The organism is Bacillus sp. MSP13 (genome assembly GCF_000815295.1).
Lineage (GTDB): Bacteria > Bacillota > Bacilli > Bacillales > Bacillaceae > Bacillus > Bacillus vallismortis.
In genome coordinates this window covers 1-14,394 of record NZ_JXAQ01000006.1, presented here as the reverse complement: position 1 = coordinate 14,394, position 14,394 = coordinate 1, and the positions used below count along the sequence as shown (strand labels likewise).

Genomic DNA, 14,394 nt, shown 5'->3' with positions numbered 1-14,394 from the left:
TCCTACTGCTTTATGCGGATACCTGTAAATGGATGTTCGTCACGATTAGCAGGGAAAGTGAAGTTTGTTATATTCTTTTTGTAGATCGCTATCTTTTTCATATAAGAGATTGGAACGATGGCTCCCTGATCTTGAAGGGATGTTAAAATAGATGAGTAAAGCTTTTGGCGCTCTTTTTCATCCGTTGTTTGAGGAACCTTTTCCATCTGCTTTAATAACTCTTCTTTGTTTGGATAGGCAGAAATCGCTTCATTAAATCCAAACCCTTTTGACGCGACAATGTTTACAAATGTATGCGGGTCATAAGGCGCGCCGTAGTTGCTAAAGAAGTTCATATCAAATTCGTTCGCTTTGAACCGTTTCACCTGAGTCGCCAATTCTACTCCCTCAAGATTCAGCTTCACTCCAATGGCCGCCCATTCTGCTTGCAGCGTTTCTGCCATTGCTTTTTGAATGGATTCCGCGGAATCATACATCATATTAAATTCAAGCAGCTTTCCGTCTTTCTCACGCACCGTCTTTCCATTCGGGAGCTTCCAGCCTGCCGCATCTAATAACGCTGCCGCTTTATCCGCATCATATTTCACGGGCTTTATATGAATATCAGATGTATATGGGAAAGTTGTCGGCAAAATATAATCTGCTTTTTCTTCTAACCCGGAGGTAATGCCTTCCACCATGGCGTCTTTATTAAAGCCATAATGAAGGGCTTGGCGAACACGTTCATCAGACAGCTGTTCTTTTTTCGTATTCATAACAAGCTGTCTCGCCGCTACCGGTTCAGAAAGGCTTGTTTCATATTGGCCTGTCGATTGCAGCTGCTTATATGCATCCAAACTGATGACGCCTTCACCGTAAATGAAATCCAGTTCGCCTTTTTCAAACGCGAGCACTCTTGTTTCTGCGTCCGGGATGACTTTCACCTTGATTTTCTCGACCTGAGGCTTTTCACCCCAATAATTTTCATTTCGTTTAAAAATCGCATATTCATCGGTTTTATGTTCTTCCAATACCCATGGGCCCGTCCCGACAGGTTTAGTGACGCCTTTTAATGTATCGCCGTCCTTCGGGAATCCATTCTCGCCTAAAAACCGAACAGGCCGTACAACTGCCAGCTCCTGAATGGTTGGATAATAGGGTTCAGTTAGTGTCAATTGAAATGTATGATCATCGATTATTTTTGTTTGAGCTATTTTTGTCATAAAGCCTAACCAGCTATGCAACTCAGGATGTTTTAAAATGGAATCAAAATTCTTTTTCACGATTTTCGCATTAAAGGTTGTCCCGTCTGAAAATGTTACATTCTTACGCAAATGAAACGTATACACTTTGCCGTCATTAGATAGATCCCAAGACTCAGCTAAATGCGGTTTAAGCTTTCCGCCCGCTTCATAAGAGACCAAAGGCTCATATACCATGGACTGCGTAATCAATTGGGAAGGGTTATAGACATGTGGATTCATTTCTCCTATATCTCTAGGCCAAGCCATTGTGACCATATTGTTATGATCTTTCTTCTCTGATGAATGTCCTGCGTTTGTACATCCTGCTAAAAAAATAGAAAAGATGAGCATGAATAAGAAAGTAATGTTAATTTTCAAACGAATTGGCCCGCTAAGCATCTGTGGTTTCCTCCTAAATGATGTTGATAATCATTTTCATTTTAAGGAGAGCAAAACCCCTTGTCAATGTAAGAATATAGATATTGATGTTGAATCCAGTGATGTGCCAACGGCTGTTTGTAGAAATCACAATAAAACAAGTATTGGAGAATAAATGAAACGATAAAATGCCAAAGCTCAGTGCACCCCAGGCAGAGAATGATGCGCCGTTGACACAGGCAATTATGAGCAAACAACAAGCAGCTCAACCGTTGAAAACAGCGGTACACTTAAGGCAGGTGTCGCGATTGCCAAACCGGCAAGCTTTGTCCAAATATGAAAACCATCCGTGCTACAAACGGCAAAACCCTTACAACGAATGAGGAAGAGGTTCTCAAGTAAGGTTTTTAATTCGAACCTGCAACCATATGAATATTTGAAAGGAAGGACGTATAAGATGACAAATAAAGAAGATAAGACGCTTCGGTTCCTCCTGCCGCAATAGAAAGGAGGAAACCCCCCGTATGTACTGGGAGCCCATGAATGCAAGCGCCTAAACAAAAGGTCCATTTGAAGCTGTGCCTATAGATGTAATAGTTCGCTGCTGTTAATAAAACCCAAAACACGGCATACCAATTCTTCAAAGTGAATCAGAGATAGTAGGGCTGTTGGCGCTGGCGAGCTTTTCCATATAGTATTGGTATCTACACATAATGTCCACATACATATGCCATAATCGATCAAAATCCAATGGAGGTAATAAATGGTGCTCCTCTTCTTCGCCATACCTTGCTGGAGTCATCATCACCGATCTCTTAGTTAATCGACCATCAGTGTAGTTCCACTACCATAATGCTATAACCTGAAAGGCCGAGTTCAATTTCTCGGCCCCGTCTAACTCAGTTTCTCATTAGTATCAAAATTAATTCTTATCTTAAATCTTCTTATGATTCTACTTCTGATACACTTTTTATAGTGATAGAGTAGGTCTGACAATTAATTCACTTACATCGATCTCTACTGGCTGCGAGATTGCATATAGAATAGCCTGTGCAATAGCAGAAGCAGGAAGCGCTTGTCTGCGGTATTCGATCATCGCTTCACTCGCCTGTTTATCCGTAATATGATCGGCTAGTTCTGATTCCGTTACGCCCGGTGCAATTACAGTTGTTCGAATATTATTCGTTGCTTCCTGTCGCAAGCCTTCTGTGATGGCACGGACAGCATACTTGGTTGCGCAATAAACAGCTGCAGTGGGGGTAATCTCATATGCGCCTATGGAAGCTATATTGACGATATGTCCGCTATTCTGCTCTTTCATTATAGGCAAAACAGCGCCAATACCATGCAGGACTCCACGAATATTTACATCGATCATACGATTCCATTCTGCGATTTTCAGAGATTCCAATTTAGATAATGGCATTACACCCGCATTATTTACGATGACATCGATTTTGCCGTATGCTTTTATAATTTCTTGGACGGTATGCTGCATTTGTTCAAAGTCTGTGACATCCAGTTGCTTGTAATCTGCATGATATCCTTTTTGGAGAAGAGTGGATACGAGTGTTTCTAACTTATCTGTTCTCCGCGCTGCTGCTATTACTGTAGCTCCATTCTCAGCTAATAAATCAACAGTTGCTGCTCCAATGCCGCTGCTTCCACCGGTGACAAGAACAACTTTATTCTTTATACTCATCTTTGTATCATCCTCTTTTAAGTCATTTTTCTTTAAGAAATCTTTAGCTTCTTTCACGATGCAGGACCATCCCTGCGTGATATAAGATTCCGTTTTTAAAATCTCCATCAGCTGTGAATCCTGTATCATCTTGATATTCAATGTGGTCACCTGTTATTTGGTAATGACCTGTATAGGCGCATTCGACATTGCCGCGAGCTTCAATATAGCGACCATCGGACAGCAGTTCATGCCTGATATACCGATCTTTGGTAACCTAAAGTCCACCGTAAGAATGATTGTTTTTTCCATCCATATCATCCAGCTCCTTTTCTGTTCTACTATTAGTATCAGGGAAAGATAACATGGAGTGGTAGCCGGTTTCTCTTTCATTCTTGCCCTATCCTCCAAAGTCGATAAGGTTTGTAAAAGGAGGGATTTCATGTCTCTAGAAGAGCAATTGCAATTGAAAGAAGAGGAGCTTACAAATCTAGTGTCATCCTTTGCTGCCAAGGAGGGTACGAACGTAACGTCAATCTCTGGGTTGGAATTTATTCGATCTGCCAAGCCGCTCGTGCCTGTACATATTATGCATGAACCTGCTTTGTGTATTGTTCTGCAAGGAAGAAAAGTGGTTTCTATAATTGGAGAAGACTTCTTTTACGGTAAAGGGGAATACTTAGTCGTGGCAGTCGATCTTCCTGTTATCGGAGAAATTTTACAAGCAAGTGAGATGGAACCTTATTTATGTCTTCGATTGAATTTTAACTTGATGCAAATTGCAGAGGTCTCAAAAGAGTATAAGCAACATAGCACTAATCATCATGCTACAGGGCGAGGAATATTTGTTGATCAGACAGATGAGGTCATTCTGGATGCATTTATCCGACTTGTGAAACTACTTCATTCCCCTGATGATACAGAAATACTTGCACCTTTAATCATCAAGGAAATTCTATACCGCATTATGCAGGGAAAGCATGGTCATACAGTAAAAAGCCTTGTTGCCAAGGGGAGTAAATTATCTGAAGTGGCTGCTGCTCTGGATTATTTAAGAAATCATTTTTCTCATGAAATCAAGATAGATGGACTAGCTAAAAAAGTAAACCTTAGCCCATCGGCTTTATATCACCATTTTAAACAAGTTACAACCATGACTCCGGTCCAATACCAGAGAGCTTTACGTCTTCATGAAGCAAGGCGGTTGATTATCGGGAAAAATATGAGGGTTGCTGACGCTGCCTTTCTAGTTGGCTATGAAAGTCCTTCTTATTTTAATAGAGAGTATAGAAAGATGTTCGGCAAGCCTCCAGGGAAAGATCGTAAAGAGAATCTGAATTTATATAATGTGTAATCAAATCAAGAAGTCGCATACGATGCGACTTCTATCCATTTAACGAATGAGCTAACTGTTGACCTTATTTCCCCTTTTGGAATTTAAGATGGGATTTGATAAAAAGCAAAATTAAGGATCTGGGTGTTGTATAAAAAAATATATTTTTGTTCCATTTTCGTATAAAAAATTATATAATTAATTCAAGAATTGAATTTCTAGAGTTGAATGAAAGTTAGGTGTTTAGGCTTTGGCTGGAGCAAAACAGATTTTAGAAAGTTATATCCCATTTGCAAAAACGATAGGAGAAATGTTTGGGCCGAATTGTGAGGTTGTCATTCACGATTTGACAACGCCTCAGTCTTCCGTCTTTTTTACAATGAACAATCATGTGACAGGAAGAGAGGTTGGTCAATCCTTTGATCACTTGGTGAAAAAGGTACTTTTATCAGACGAATTTAAAGAAGATTATTTAGCAGGGTATGAAATCGAAACAGAAGATCAGCGAACAATAAAATCATCGACTACCCTTATTAGAGATGATTGCCAGCAGGTAATTGGAGCGTTTTGCATCAACTATGACATGAATGTCATGATTCAAATGAAAAAAATAGTAGATGCATTTATGCCTGCCACTGAAAAGAAACATCACTTACAAACCCCGAATACGACGGAACAGGAAACTTCCATTCAGAATGTAGAAGAGATCACAAATCAGTTAATCGAACAAATCGTGGCGAATCACAAACACTCTCTTATGAAGCGCCGGGAAAAAATTGAGCTGATCAGATTTATGGATGAAAAGGGAATATTCCTCATGAAAGGTGCCGTTGATAAAGTGGCAGAACAATTAGGTATTTCAAAGGTAACTGTCTATAGTTATTTGGATGAAGTGAAAAAAAGACAATAGGAGTGAGTAGAGTGGAGAGTATTTTTGAGGCAGGGAATTTAAAATCGAACGGTCATTATGCCTTAGCTGTGATTCATCAAAACACGGTCTATGTATCAGGGCAATTTGCCATTGATCCAATCACGCAGGAAAAGAAATTTGGCACAATTGAAGAAGAGACTTTACAGGCATTGTCAAATATAGAACGTATTTTAGAAGAAGCCGGCAGTCATAAAGGCCGAATATTAAAGCTGACCTTATATCTTCACGATATCAATTTATTAGACCGTGTTGATAATGTCTGTCAGGGTTTCTTTGCCGATTTTCGTCCAGCATGTTCAATTGTTCCGACGAACGAACTGCATTACGGTTTTCAAATTGAGATTGAAGCAATTGCCAGTCTGTAATATATTTTTTTGTCTATGTCATATAAAAAAATCTATAAAAGATAAAAAAATATACAAATAGAGGGAGGATCTAAACATGAAGGAGCAATATCAATGTCATTCTTGCGGTGCGAAATACAATGTGTCTGAACAGATATGGAAATGCCAGTGTGGCGGCGTATTAGATCTTCTGAAAGAAAAGATAGAATTTGATGATCTAAAAGTAAATAAAAACACCCCTTCAATGTGGAGATATATTGAAGCCATGCCATTTGGGCGCGACTCTGGAAGTTGGAGTGCGATTACTATGGGTGAAGGAAACACACCTCTCATCATGTTAGACAGCGAAGAGCCGAATACTTTTGTGAAAGTGGATTATATGATGCCTACTTTGTCTTTTAAAGATCGCGGTGCTGCTGTATTAATAGCTAAGGCAAAGGAGCTGGGAGTGAAGCATGTGATAGCCGACAGCAGCGGAAATGCAGGGACATCTATTGCAGCTTACGCCAAGCGGGCTGACATCGCATGTGACATCTTTCTTCGGAAGGGTACATCGCCTAAGAAAATCGCGCAGGTCAAAGCCCATGGGGCCAACGTTCGCGAAATTGAAGGCACAAGAGAAGATGTAGCTGAAGCAGCGCAAAAGGCTGTGAATGAAGAGAAAAAATTCTATGCCAGCCATGTGTATCATCCATTTTTCTATGAAGGAACAAAAACATATGCCTATGAAATTTGGGAACAAATGAACGGAGCGCCTGATACGCTTATGATTCCAGTTGGAAATGGCACGTTATTGCTCGGGGCCTACTATGGATTTAAAGAATTATTAGAGAACAAATGTATCGAAAAAATGCCAAAACTCGTTGCGATACAGGCCGAGAATTGTGCACCGTTAGCGAAAGCATTTGTCAGCAATCAACAATCAGCTGAACCTATCGAAAACAGCGGCACACTTGCAGAGGGCATCGCGATTGCCAAACCGGCAAGATCTGCCCAAATCTTAGAAGCCATCCGTGCCTCAAACGGCCAAATCATTACAACCAATGAGGAAGAGATTTTAAAAGCCCGTACAGCATTAGCTGGTAAAGGCTTCTATGTTGAACCCACAACAGCAGCAAACTATGCAGGTTATTTAAAATACGAACATTCTTCAGATGAAAAAATCGTGATTCCATTATGCGGTGCCGGGATTAAGTCTAATTAGGAACTCAGAGAGAAACCTTTCATATGAAAATGGGGGAGTTAACATGGAAAACAAGAAAATCATTTTGCTGAGCACCGGCGGTACAATTGCAAGTAAGCCTGATCCTGAAACAGGTCTATTAGAAGCAGGTGCTATGACAGGCGAAGAGCTTTCTGAAATGTGTCAGCTGCCTTCTCATATAGAGGTCGAAATCAAGTCAGTCTTTCAAATGTCAAGCAGTCATATGACTTTTCATCACCTTGACGTTCTAAAAGAAAATATAGAAAGTTTCTTCCGGAGTAAGGATGTTGCTGGAATTGTGATATCGCATGGGACAGATACCCTTGAAGAGACCTCATATTTCCTTGATCTGGTTATTTCTGATGAAAGGCCGGTCGTGTTAACGGGGTCACAAAGAGGACCGACACTTGAAGGTACAGATGCATTTGTGAACTTAAGACAAGCTTTTTTATTAGCAGCACATCCTGATGCGCCAGGCTTAGGGGTAACAGTGTTGTTTAATGAGAGGGTCTTTGCTGCTCGATATGTGAAAAAACAGCATGCGTCAAATGTTGATGGTTTTTTCTCGCCGGGATTCGGTTATTTGGGAACGGCTGATCAAGATGAGATCGCGATTCATCAAAGATTAATCAAGCGTGAGACGTATCAGCTGATTCAACCTTTGCCAAATGTAGAACTTATTAAGTGTGCACTTGGATCAGATGGAAAGTTTATAGATTATGCAGTTGAGTGCGGAAGTGCCGGCATCATTATTGAGGCGCCGGGAAGAGGCCATACCGCTCCAGCCATATTAGAAAGTGCAAAGAAAGCTGTACAGAAAGGGATTACTGTCGTTTTGACAACAAGTGCTGACGAAGGTGAAGTCAAGGGAGTATATGGATTCAAAGGAAGTGCTTCAACATATGCAGATGCCGGAATCATACTTGGCGGCAGCTATGACAGTAAGAAAGCAAGGATCAAACTGGCTGTTTTGCTGGCTGCTGGACAGAAAATTGATGAGGCTAGCTTTAAATATTAAGAATAGTAGGGGGAGATTATATTGAAGCCTGTACACACGAAGTATTCAACACGGGATGGGGGCCATTACGTGCCAGCTATGGAACACAATGATGTTCTCTATATTTCAGGGCAGTTGTCGATGAATCCGGAAACGGGGAAAATCCCGGCTGGGGGCATAAAAGAAGAAGCAAAACAGGCATTGGCAAATATGGAGCTTGTCCTCAAGGAACGGGGATTAGCGAAGGAAGATGTGATATTATGCCGACTTTATACCCCAGATGTAAAGTATTGGCCGGATATCAATGAAGTGTATGCTCATTTTTTCGGCAATCATAAACCGGCAAGAGTAGTTGTTCCATCAAATCATTTATATGCCGGATGTCTTGTTGAAGTTGAAGCCATTGCAGCGATAAAGGAAGAGGTGCAATGAAGTATTTAGAATTAGATACACCAGCTCTTTTAATCGATAAAGACGTGATGCTAAGCAATATGAAGGATATGCAAAATTACGCTAATGAGCAGAAAGTAAACTTACGACCTCATACAAAAACACATAAAATGCCTACATTAGCGAAACGACAAGAAGAAGTGGGGGCTAAAGGAATCGCTGTAGCGAAAGTAGGAGAAGCTGAAGTGATGGCGAGAAATGGTTTGAAGGATATTTTTATTGCAAATGAGATTGTTGGGAAATCAAAGCTTGAACGTATTAAAAAACTATCTGAAACAATTGATATCTCCTTTGGTATTGATAGTGCGCATCAAGTGCATGAGATTGAAGAAGTATTTGAAGGAGCCACAAAGAAAGCCCAGGTGTTAGTGGAAATTGAAGTAGGAGAACAACGCTCTGGGATTATTGAGGAACATGATTTTCGTACTTTATTAGAATTCATCAAAACGTGTAAAAATGTCGAGTTTAAAGGAATCTTCTCACATGACGGGCATTCTTATAAAGCGAAAAGTATAGCACATTGTAAAGAACTCTATAATGAAAGTGTAGAACGAACATTAGATTTCGCCCGAATAGCGGAAGAAATGAATCTTAAGCCGAAAGTAATTAGTATTGGCTCTACACCTCCCTTCATGTTTAAGTTTGATATTCCAGAAGGGGTGACAGAAATTAGACCTGGCACTTACATTTTTATGGATGCCTCACAAGCAAATGTGATTGGCACGTATGATCGCTGTGCAGCTTCTGTCCTCACAACCGTGATTAGTAAACCAACAAAAGAACGAGTCATTACAGATGTAGGGGCAAAGGGTATTACTGCCCAAACACGAAGTGAAGGGCTCACTGCAACCAAAGGGCTTGGCCGTATCAAAGAATACGAGGGCGTTTATATTCATGGCGTATTCGATGAACATGCTATCATTTATAATGAAGACTTTCGCAACCAAGTGAGTATAGGAGACAAGGTTCAAATTATTCCTAATCATATTTGCCCGGTTGTTAATTTACATGAAAAAGCCTACTTAGTCTCTGATGGAGAGGTGATAGAGGAATTAGATATTGAAGCTAGAGGGAGACTTCAATAATCGAGGAAAATCATGTCTAATTAATAATATCCTTACCTGATGTGTTAAATGTAAATATATATAGGAGGATGCCATGAATCATGACAAAGCTATTTTACAAAGATCCCTATCTAAAAGCGTTTGAAACGAAACTCTTGAAACAATTTCAGGACAAAAAAGGTGATACGTATATTATTTTAGAGAAAACAGCCTTTTATCCAACCGGCGGGGGCCAGCCACATGATATAGGGACTGTGAATGGAGTCAAAGTTTTAAACGTTGAAGAAGTAGATGGAGAAATTCGTCATTATATAGAAAGGGCTTTACCTCACTCAGATGATAAGGTCGTTGGGGTTATTGACTGGGAACGGCGTTTTGATCACATGCAACAGCACACCGGGCAGCATATTTTGTCGGCGGCATTCGCGCAGTTGTACGATCTTCATACAGTTGGATTCCATCTTGGAAATGATACGGTTACCATTGACCTTGACATATCAGAATTAACAGAGGAAATGGTAGGCAAAGCAGAGAAGCTTGCAAACGACATAATAATGGAAAACAGAGCCATCGTCACAAAGTGGGTGGAATATGATGACTTAGTCAATTATCCAATTCGCAAAACCCCATCTGTAAAAGAAAATATTCGTCTTGTCATGATTGATGATTTTGATTATAACGGATGCGGTGGAACACACCCGAGCGCTACAGGGGAAGTCGGAGCAATTAAAGTATTGAATTGGGAAAGACAAAGGAAAAAAATTCGTTTGTCTTTTGTTTGTGGTAATCGGGTCATAACCCAATTCGATCAAAAACAAAAGGTAATGGTTGAATTGACGGGATTGCTTAATCGTCCTGAAGGGGAATTAAGTGAAGCTGTCAAACGCTTGCTTGAAAATGTAAAGAGGCTAGAGAAAGAGCTTCTAGAATCTAATGAAAAAAACCTTCAGTATGAAGCCAATGATTTATTAGCCAAAAGCACCATTCAAAATGATGCTGTAGTCATTATAGAAACCTTTTCAGATCGATCGATCCAAGAACTTCAAAAGCTAGCAAAAATGATTGCCGACCGAGAAAAAAGAGCCCTTATTTTTCTCTTATCAGAAAACAATAATCGCTTCCAACTGGTTTGTGGACGAGGATCAACAAATAAAATGGACATGAGAGTCCTTATGCAAGAAAGCCTTTGTCTTATTGATGGAAAAGGTGGAGGAAATCAAACGTTCGCTCAAGGTGGAGGGATTGCGTCATTAAAAGTAGAGGAATTTCTAAGGCGCGTCATTAGCATTATAGCTAAACTATTAAAGTGAGAAGAAAATACGACAGTCAATTAAGTGGTAACTCCTTATGTTCATTTATTAAATGAGATCCAGGAATCGAGCATCGACAGCCATATCGAGGCCTGCATAAAGAAAGCCGGAATATGAGATCCGGCTTCTTCTCCATTATTTTCCCTTTGCTTTCTTCCGCTTCTCCTTCTCCGCCCGGTAAAACTCATGAAACATCTTCATCAGCGCCCGCTTTTCGATCCGCGACACATAGCTGCGCGAAATACCAAGCTCTTTAGCAATCTCCCGTTGCGTTTTTTCCTTCTTCAAATCAAGCCCAAACCGCCCGACAATCACTTCCTTCTCACGATCATCTAAGATGTCAATGTATTGCTTCACTTTTTCAAGCTCCATGTTGAGCTGGATCGTATCAATCACGTCTTCATTTTCTGATTTTAAAACGTCGATTAGGCTTATTTCATTCCCTTCTTTATCCTGCCCGATTGGATCATGAAGGGAGACGTCTTTTTTGTTTTTTTCAATGCGCGCAAATGCATGAGGATTTCGTTCTCAATACACCGTGCGGCATACGTCGCCAGCTTTGTCCCTTTTCCGGCGGAATAGCTTTCAATTCCTTTGATCAGCCCGATTGTTCCGATGGAGATTAAGTCCTCTGCATCCTCACCTGTATTTTCGAATTTTTTCACAATATGGGCGACCAAGCGAAGATTATGCTCTATCAGCATATTCCTGGCATGTTCATCCCCTTTAGCCATAAGTTCTAAGTATTTTTTTTCCTCGCTGCTTGAGAGCGGTTGTGGAAAGGCATTGTTTTTCACGTAAGATACTAAAAAGACAAGCTCTTTAACAACAAAGCCGAGCGCTGCGAAAACACCTGTCACCATCGTCACCTCCACAAAAGTATGTAGGCAAAAGCCTATATGTAAATGTATGTGGGCGTAAGGCTGTCTGTGTCTGTACAGGGAAATTTCTCGCAGGGGGGCTTGGCTTTTGTGAGCAACATACGAATTTCAAATTTTTAAAATAATTTTTATCAGACTCCCATACATTGAAATGTACAAAAAATGTGTATGGGGGGGATGGGAATGAAAAAGTGGATGGCAGGCCTGTTTCTTGCTGCAGCAGTGCTTCTTTGTTTTATGGTTCCGCAGCAGATCCAAGGCGCTTCTATGTACGACAAAGTGTTGAGTTTTCCGCTGTCTCGTTATCCGGAAACAGGGGGTCATATTAGAGATGCGATTGCAGAGGGACATTCTGATATTTGCACCATCGACAGGGGCGGAGCGGACAAAAGACGGCAGGAATCATTAAAAGGAATTCCGACGAAGCCGGGCTATGACCGGGATGAGTGGCCGATGGCGGTTTGTGAGGAGGGTGGCGCGGGGGCAGATGTCCGATATGTCACGCCTTCTGATAATCGCGGGGCCGGCTCGTGGGTAGGGAATCAAATGAGCGGTTATCCTGACGGCACCAGAGTGCTGTTTATTGTTCAGTAATAGAGGAATAGAGGCTCTTTCCTGAGCCTCTGTTGTTATGATCCTTCGCGATGCTGAATGTTCGGAGGATAGATTTGTGCTTTTCGCCAATACTGGCGTGTTCCTTCGTCTCGAACAACGATGCCTAGCTCTGCCAGTTCGAAACGGAATTCTTCAACATCGTCTGTATCCTCGTCTTTCAGTGCATGGTGGCGAGCTTTTAATAATGCATGGGCGCCTGACGAAAGGTCTGGTGCATCAGGTATCCACCGGCGAAATTGACCTTTAAACGGATCACCATCAGCTGACCATTCGTAATGATGCTGTCTAAAGGCCTTCTCGACGTTTTGTGGTTTTTCATCAATTTCTTCCCGCACCAATTCATACCCGGCTTTTCCTAAGAGGACAAGCTGTTTTTGATCGATAAACACAAGAGCGATGTCGTTGGAATCAATCGTTTGCACTTTCTTTCCCTTGGTTAATTCCACTGTGTCATCTGTAATCTTGACAGACAGCAGCATGGCAATAACAGAATAAGCGAACCAAATCCCTGCAGACGCCCCAAGGAGCGCAATGATGAATGCAGCTGGTGATCCCTGAAAAGAGGTCACCAGACGAAGCGGTCCCTCGAAAGGAATCCATGGGAGTGACAATGCCCATTTTCCAAACTGTGGGATAAAATACCCGATCGCAAAGCCAATGATTGCAAGTGCAACGTATAACAAGTAAACAGCGGTTTTCGTAACTCCTATAAGAGTGTATGGCCGATTATACAACATGTCACCTTCTTTTTCTGAGGGAAATCAAAATCTCCTTTCTATATTTTATCTTAAAAACTTGGTAAATCAAGGAAAAAACTTCCTGCAACAGCCGGAAACAATAGCGTTCAGGGAAAACATGGACCTGAGTTGGCAGTCGTCTCGGCTCGGATGGCGCAGCTGAAAATCAAACCGCTTAAGCTGTTTTTGAAAAAGAAAAGCTAATGCTTAAGAACATATAAACCAGGGGCAACAGTCAAATCCTTTTTGACTTCATTTGTGTTTATGCGTATCACAATTCAGTTCACTGGGAACATAAAAAGTAAAGGCTTTTTAGACAACCAGGAGGAATTGACATGAAAATCGGATTAATAGGGCTGGGAAAAATGGGCATCAACATAGGAAAGCAATTGATTGACCGCAAACATCAAGCGGTTGGGTATGATGTGAATCAATCGGCTGTTGATGAATTGAAAGCCTATGGGGCTGAAGGGTCAACGAATCTAAACGAGTTGATTTCTTCATTAGATACGCCGCGTATACTATGGGTTATGGTGCCGCATGGCGTTGTCGATGCTGTTTTGCGTGATGTGGCACCTTTATTAAGCCAAGGCGATATCATCATTGAAGCCGGAAATTCTCATTATAAAGAATCGATTCGCCGTTACAATCAACTGAAAGAAGCGGGTATCCATTATCTCGACGCCGGAACGTCAGGCGGAATGGAAGGCGCACGCCACGGAGCCTGTTTTATGGTGGGAGGCGACCCAGAAGCATGGGAGGCTGCTGAGCCGCTGTTTCGGGATGCTGCCGTCGAAAATGGCTATCTTTACGCTGGTGAAGCGGGCAGCGGACATTTTCTGAAAATGATTCATAATGGCATTGAGTACGGAATGATGGCTGCGATCGGTGAAGGATTCGAAGTGCTTGAAAACAGCCAATTTGATTTTGACTATGAAAAGGTCGCCAGGGTGTGGAATCATGGCTCTGTCATTCGATCTTGGCTTATGGGGCTGACTGAGCGGGCTTTCTCTAAAGATGCGAAGCTGGATCAGATCAAAGGTATCATGCATTCCTCAGGTGAAGGAAAATGGACGGTGGAAACAGCGCTTGATCTGCAAACAGCAACGCCGGTAATCGCCATGTCGCTATTGATGAGATACCGTTCTTTAACAGACGATACGTTTACAGGAAAGGTTGTCGCGGCGCTTCGAAATGAATTCGGAGGCCATGCGACAGAAAAAAAGTAGGGGGCGCACACGCCTCC

At 41.6% G+C, this 14,394-nt stretch carries 14 protein-coding genes and 1 pseudogene; 10 read left to right on the top strand and 5 right to left on the bottom strand.

The annotated features are described in order from the left end of the window. Nucleotides 1-2: 2 nt before the first annotated feature. From nikA to SC79_RS20485, 3 genes are all read right to left on the bottom strand, one after another. Nucleotides 3-1,622 (bottom strand): nickel ABC transporter substrate-binding protein, encoded by a 1,620-nt coding sequence (nikA, locus tag SC79_RS07750; protein WP_039074573.1) that lies wholly within the window; start codon nucleotides 1,620-1,622, stop codon nucleotides 3-5. A 949-nt stretch (nucleotides 1,623-2,571) separates the two neighbouring features. Next, nucleotides 2,572-3,303, bottom strand: a complete 732-nt coding sequence (locus SC79_RS07745) for an SDR family oxidoreductase (protein WP_039074626.1) — start codon at nucleotides 3,301-3,303, stop codon at nucleotides 2,572-2,574. 43 nt (nucleotides 3,304-3,346) lie between these two features. Then, a complete protein-coding gene (locus SC79_RS20485; RefSeq protein WP_231559184.1) occupies nucleotides 3,347-3,541 on the bottom strand; it encodes an Atu4866 domain-containing protein in 195 nt (64 codons plus the stop codon). A 183-nt stretch (nucleotides 3,542-3,724) separates the two neighbouring features. Here SC79_RS20485 and SC79_RS07735 point away from each other — a divergent pair, with 183 nt between their 5' ends. From SC79_RS07735 to SC79_RS07700, 8 genes are all read left to right on the top strand, one after another. Then, nucleotides 3,725-4,636, top strand: a complete 912-nt coding sequence (locus tag SC79_RS07735) for an AraC family transcriptional regulator (RefSeq protein WP_039074571.1) — start codon at nucleotides 3,725-3,727, stop codon at nucleotides 4,634-4,636. 229 nt (nucleotides 4,637-4,865) lie between these two features. Further along, nucleotides 4,866-5,525, top strand: coding sequence for a helix-turn-helix transcriptional regulator (locus SC79_RS07730; protein WP_039074570.1), 660 nt, complete (start codon nucleotides 4,866-4,868; stop codon nucleotides 5,523-5,525). An 11-nt stretch (nucleotides 5,526-5,536) separates the two neighbouring features. Beyond that, entirely contained in the window at nucleotides 5,537-5,911 is a 375-nt protein-coding gene (locus SC79_RS07725; protein WP_039074569.1) for a RidA family protein, read from the top strand. 76 nt (nucleotides 5,912-5,987) lie between these two features. Further along, a complete protein-coding gene (locus SC79_RS07720; protein WP_039074568.1) occupies nucleotides 5,988-7,094 on the top strand; it encodes a threonine synthase in 1,107 nt (368 codons plus the stop codon). A 43-nt stretch (nucleotides 7,095-7,137) separates the two neighbouring features. Further along, nucleotides 7,138-8,112: an asparaginase gene (locus SC79_RS07715; RefSeq protein WP_039074567.1), complete on the top strand. Its 975-nt coding sequence runs from the start codon at nucleotides 7,138-7,140 to the stop codon at nucleotides 8,110-8,112. Between the two features lie 21 nt (nucleotides 8,113-8,133). Next, nucleotides 8,134-8,523, top strand: coding sequence for a RidA family protein (locus tag SC79_RS07710; protein WP_019715056.1), 390 nt, complete (start codon nucleotides 8,134-8,136; stop codon nucleotides 8,521-8,523). Further along, entirely contained in the window at nucleotides 8,520-9,626 is a 1,107-nt protein-coding gene (locus tag SC79_RS07705) for a D-TA family PLP-dependent enzyme (protein ID WP_039074566.1), read from the top strand. Before SC79_RS07710 ends, SC79_RS07705 begins: the two co-directional genes overlap by 4 nt. 80 nt (nucleotides 9,627-9,706) lie before the next feature. Next, on the top strand, nucleotides 9,707-10,915 hold the full coding sequence (locus SC79_RS07700) for a serine-tRNA(Ala) deacylase AlaX (protein ID WP_039074565.1): 1,209 nt from the start codon (nucleotides 9,707-9,709) through the stop codon (nucleotides 10,913-10,915). A gap of 135 nt (nucleotides 10,916-11,050) precedes the next feature. Here SC79_RS07700 and sigK read toward each other — a convergent pair. Continuing rightward, nucleotides 11,051-11,778: pseudogene (gene sigK, locus SC79_RS21505) on the bottom strand (RNA polymerase sporulation sigma factor SigK). A 201-nt stretch (nucleotides 11,779-11,979) separates the two neighbouring features. Between sigK and nucB the strand changes: the two are divergent. Beyond that, nucleotides 11,980-12,390, top strand: coding sequence for a sporulation-specific Dnase NucB (gene nucB, locus SC79_RS07690; RefSeq protein ID WP_039074564.1), 411 nt, complete (start codon nucleotides 11,980-11,982; stop codon nucleotides 12,388-12,390). Nucleotides 12,391-12,425: 35 nt separating this feature from the next. Here the strand turns inward: nucB and SC79_RS07685 are convergent, their stop codons facing one another. Beyond that, nucleotides 12,426-13,148, bottom strand: a complete 723-nt coding sequence (locus SC79_RS07685; protein WP_039074563.1) for a YqeB family protein — start codon at nucleotides 13,146-13,148, stop codon at nucleotides 12,426-12,428. A 335-nt stretch (nucleotides 13,149-13,483) separates the two neighbouring features. On the opposite strand from SC79_RS07685, the gene gnd reads away from it, so the two are divergent. Further along, a complete protein-coding gene (gnd, locus tag SC79_RS07680) occupies nucleotides 13,484-14,377 on the top strand; it encodes a phosphogluconate dehydrogenase (NAD(+)-dependent, decarboxylating) (RefSeq protein ID WP_039074562.1) in 894 nt (297 codons plus the stop codon). Nucleotides 14,378-14,394 lie beyond the last annotated feature (17 nt).

Coding starts and splice junctions, on each gene's coding strand:
- SC79_RS07700 (WP_039074565.1), top strand. CDS start 9,707: ATGACAAAGCTATTTTACAAAGATCCCTATCTAAAAGCGTTTGAAACG.
- SC79_RS07720 (WP_039074568.1), top strand. CDS start 5,988: ATGAAGGAGCAATATCAATGTCATTCTTGCGGTGCGAAATACAATGTG.
- SC79_RS07705 (WP_039074566.1), top strand. CDS start 8,520: ATGAAGTATTTAGAATTAGATACACCAGCTCTTTTAATCGATAAAGAC.
- SC79_RS07685 (WP_039074563.1), bottom strand. CDS start 13,148: ATGTTGTATAATCGGCCATACACTCTTATAGGAGTTACGAAAACCGCT.
- nikA (WP_039074573.1), bottom strand. CDS start 1,622: ATGCTTAGCGGGCCAATTCGTTTGAAAATTAACATTACTTTCTTATTC.
- SC79_RS07745 (WP_039074626.1), bottom strand. CDS start 3,303: ATGAGTATAAAGAATAAAGTTGTTCTTGTCACCGGTGGAAGCAGCGGC.
- SC79_RS07715 (WP_039074567.1), top strand. CDS start 7,138: ATGGAAAACAAGAAAATCATTTTGCTGAGCACCGGCGGTACAATTGCA.
- SC79_RS07735 (WP_039074571.1), top strand. CDS start 3,725: ATGTCTCTAGAAGAGCAATTGCAATTGAAAGAAGAGGAGCTTACAAAT.
- nucB (WP_039074564.1), top strand. CDS start 11,980: ATGAAAAAGTGGATGGCAGGCCTGTTTCTTGCTGCAGCAGTGCTTCTT.
- gnd (WP_039074562.1), top strand. CDS start 13,484: ATGAAAATCGGATTAATAGGGCTGGGAAAAATGGGCATCAACATAGGA.